Source organism: Actinomyces dentalis DSM 19115 (assembly GCF_000429225.1).
GTDB classification, from domain to species: Bacteria; Actinomycetota; Actinomycetes; order Actinomycetales; family Actinomycetaceae; genus Actinomyces; species Actinomyces dentalis.
This window is the reverse complement of sequence record NZ_AUBL01000085.1, coordinates 1-3,821: the sequence shown is the minus strand read 5'-3', so window position 1 is coordinate 3,821 and position 3,821 is coordinate 1. Positions and strand designations below refer to the sequence as shown.

At 68.1% G+C, this 3,821-nt stretch carries 2 protein-coding genes and 1 pseudogene; all 3 read right to left on the bottom strand.

Features of this window, described 5'->3' with window-relative positions; genetic code table 11:
* Positions 1-477 precede the first annotated feature (477 nt).
* Positions 478-2,763, bottom strand: a complete 2,286-nt coding sequence (locus tag G446_RS0113255) for a hypothetical protein (protein ID WP_026410498.1) — start codon at positions 2,761-2,763, stop codon at positions 478-480.
* Entirely contained in the window at positions 2,756-3,295 is a 540-nt protein-coding gene (locus G446_RS0113250; RefSeq protein WP_026410497.1) for a hypothetical protein, read from the bottom strand. The genes G446_RS0113255 and G446_RS0113250 overlap by 8 nt, the downstream gene beginning before the upstream one ends.
* A pseudogene (locus tag G446_RS20435) lies at positions 3,288-3,821 on the bottom strand (RAMP superfamily CRISPR-associated protein); the annotation flags it as partial. The pseudogene G446_RS20435 and the gene G446_RS0113250, both read right to left, overlap by 8 nt.

The following is a 3,821-nucleotide window of genomic DNA, read 5'->3' as shown; positions in this document are numbered from 1 at the left end:
AATGCACCTACAGGTGCGTGGTGCTCCCTGACCCCTGCCCTCGGGAGCGGCGGTATGACGCCACTTCGAGGGCCCGGAGCGCCACCGGCCCCGGGAGCACCCCTCCGGACCGGCCAGCACCGAGCCCAGAGTAGCACATAGTGGCGGAATCACGCCAAGCGCCACCGACGGCCCTTCGAGCCCTCCGCGCGCCAACTTTCAACGACGTCATGCCGAAAGGTCGGCGTTGGAGTGCCTTACTGCAAACATGTAACATGACATCCCGTTCGCTATACCGCCCCACCAGCCGCAGCAGCACCTCCAGCACCAGCCGGTTCGGCTCCGACCACCCCCGCCGAGACCGCCCCGCACCCCGACCGAATCAAGAAGTGCGAGCATTGCGGTGGCGATGCAGGCGAAGAACAAAGGGATTCTGACGATCCAATCGGTTCTGCGTTTGAATTGGTTGCGCTGTTCGCTTCGATTCGGCATCGTGTCTCAGCGCCCTCTGCGGTACCGGGGGCGGGGACCCTGGGAACGCGGGGCCCGTTTCTCATCGGGCGGGATATGAGTGCACCTGTGCGAGCCGTCGCCGTGCAGGTCCTGAGGGGAGAGGCCGCGGCGCTCCTTGGGCTTCCCGGTCTTGAAGTCCGTCTGATTGTTCGCCTTGTTTTCCTCCAGCGACATGTAGCGGACTTCCTTGCCGTCGGTGTAGCCGAACGCCGCGCGCTGCAGGGCCTGGACCCACGGCTGGCGCTCGAGCTCGGCCCTGACGTCCTCGGCGAACGAGTACTCCGACACCTGGGCCCGGGACTCGCTCTCCCCGAGACATCCGCTCAGGTCCTCGTACGCCGCACCGAGGTCCTTCCCGCTGATCACGTGCAGGCCGCCCTCGGCGATGCGCACCTCGAGCGCGCCCAGTCCGAGCGGCTTCCCCAGACCCATTTGCAGGAATCCGACCGTTCGCGGGTCGTCATTGCGCTCCCGGGGTGGGACCAGGTTCTTCGGGGTGAGCACCCAGACGAGGGCCGTCAACTCGTTCCTGCTCAGATTCGAGAACGACACCCTGCACCGGAGCCTGCTGCCGATCTTCACCCAGGATCTGGCGGTGAGTCTCACCCCGATATTGTCCTGCTTCCGGCCGGCGAGGACGACTTCATCCTGCGCCCGTCTCGGGAATCCCGAGTCGTCGAGATTCTTGCGTTCCACGAGCGTGCGGTGCACGGGGTAGGCGGCGGCGCCCAGGAACTGGCCGGAGGCGAAGTGCTCGCCCCGCGCGAGCGGCGCGCCCTTCTCGTCGGTCGGCGTCCTGCCCTCCGAATCGGTGAGGAATCGCCGGGCCGATGTCGTCTTGGGCTGGAGCAGCGGGGAGAGGGTCTTCTCCTTGCGTCCGATCTTCGCCCGTGAGGCGTCGACCGCCCCGAAGATCAACCGTCCTCGAGACGAGACGTCCCCTCTTCTGGCCCCGTCCTCGGCTTCGGGGACGACGTAGCCGAAGAGCCGGTCGGCGGCGGTGGCCCCGTCGCGATCCGACACCGGGAGGATCCCCTGGAGCTCGGCGAGATCACGCGGGCTGACCCGGTAGGCGCGCCGGCCGATCATGACCGGGAGGAGCTGGCGGACGGCGTGCGATCCGTCGCGATTCCGCTCGACGACCGCGTAGGCGAGATCGTCCTTCTTGAGATCGGCGGGCGCACCCTCCCCGTCACGGGCCTCGGCGGTGGCGCGGTTGGGGCGGTGCCTCTTGTCCAGCGGGAGATTGAGCCTCTCCTCCTCCTCGCGATAGGCGATGTAGCTGTCGACCACAATGCGGTAGTCCCTGAGCACGTCCTTACTGACAGTGACTCGCTCCGGCCCGCTGCGAGATACGTCGAAGAAGACCCTCTCGTCGTGCTTGCGAGGGAACAGTTTCGAGGGGGAATCCCCCTCGGCGGTGCTCCGGTAGACGTATCCGGGGACATTGTCCATGTCCTCGATCGTGGTCACCGAGTCGTTGATCCGGAACGCCTCGACGAAATTGCCGCTGTTGTCCTGGATGTGAGTCACCTGCCAGTAGGCGTAGCGGGCGCCCCGGCCGCGGTCGCCGTGAAGGCACAGCGTCATGTGGCAGCGGATCTCCTCGAGGTGGGGCGTCATCCTCTCGAGCCTTTCGAGTCCCCCCTGCAGGCAGAGCTTCGCATGCCCTCGCATTCCGGCTTGCAAACTGGCCGCCCGCATGGTGGGATAGGTGATCCCGTTCTCACGGTAATCGGTCGTCACCATGGTGTCGCCCTGGAGGAGGGCGGCCGTGAAACCGCCGTCGGAATTCTTCTTCTCGAGGCGCAACGGGACGAGCTGCAGCGCGCTGGCGGGGTCGCCGCGGTAGGTCAGGCGGTCGGAGTGCTTGCTCTTCGGACGGCGCTGCCCCTCCCGGTCCTCGGTGTCCCCGAAGACGCGGAAGCGCGAGCAGGTGAGCGTCTCGTAGGCGCGCGAGATCATGCCCTTGATCATGGTGGGGGGCACGACGAGACCGCCGTCGTCGTTCATCGGAAGGTCGATGAAATGACGCTCCTTGCCGCCTTCGTGCTCGACGGTCTGCTCGCCGAAGACGAGCGGCGTTCTCAAGATCATCTCCAGATCGATCGAACCCGACAGTTTCTCGGGCTCCAGGTGGTCGTGCCCCGGGGCCTTGCCGGTGGCGAAGAGATCCTCCGGCAGCATCCCGTCCTCGGCCAGACCCTGCGCCTTGTCCCGCAGCACCGGGATCCGGTTGACCGCGGAGTGGAAGGGTTCGAACTCAACCATTGCGTTTCCATTCTCCCGTCATGAGCTCGTCGACGAACACCGTATTGCCGTACTCGTCCTCGATGATGAAGACCTCGATGCTCTCCATCGCGGGCATCTTGCGCGGGTCCCTCTCGCTGTCACTGTGCTGCAGATAGGCGTTGGGCCGGTACCAGCAGTCCTCCGCCCCGGTCGCAGCCCCGTCTTCGACGCCGTCGGCCCTGAGGACGGCGACCTCCGCCGACCCGGTGCCGTTGAGCCACCGCAGCTCGCGCGCCAGCACGCCGTCGCCCCCGCCCCCATCCTTCGCGATCACCGACCACAGCCGCAGCTCGTACACGGTCTCGCGCCGCACCTCGCCGTCCGTTGCGCGCAGGACCCCGTCGCAGACCGACCGGAGCGCACGCGCCCCCGCCGTCGTGTAGGCGATGCCCCGGACGTTCGCGCCCAGGCGCCCGACCCGGCCCAGGGCCGCCCCGAGGTCCTCGTCCGGGGCGATATCGGTCGTCCACACCGCCGGCTTCAGATCCGGCATTGAGAACCGATCACTCATCGCGCACCTCCTCAGGGTCGCACAGGTAGGAGGACCACCCGGTCCAATTGTCGCCCGCGCCGGGGCTCGCGGCAATGCCCTTATTCACGCTCCGGAGACGGTCGAGGATCTGCCCGGCGAGGCCGGCCCCGGCTCCGCCGTCCTGCGACGGCGCCGCGAGCTCCCAGTCCTCGACGCCGAGGCTCGGGCCGCCCTCGACCCTGATCCCGGTGACCTCCACCTGCCCCAGCCCCCGCGTGCCCCGGCTGCCCAGGGGCAGCGCGCCGGCGGCCAGTTCGGCCAGGACGAGCCCGAGCAGGCACCAGGCCGCCCTGCGGCGATTGACGTCCGCCCGCGGGGAGAACGAGCCCGGATTCAGCTCCAGCGTCAGCTCCCCCCACTGCGCGTCGTGGACCTCCTCGCCGTACAGGGCCCCGCCCGCGACGCCGCCGGTCCACCGGTCGCCCGCGTTGTGGGGGATGAGCCTGGAACTGCTCGGGACGGCGAGGGTGTCCAGGACCGTCAGGGCGCCGTGCTGCTCGGTGGA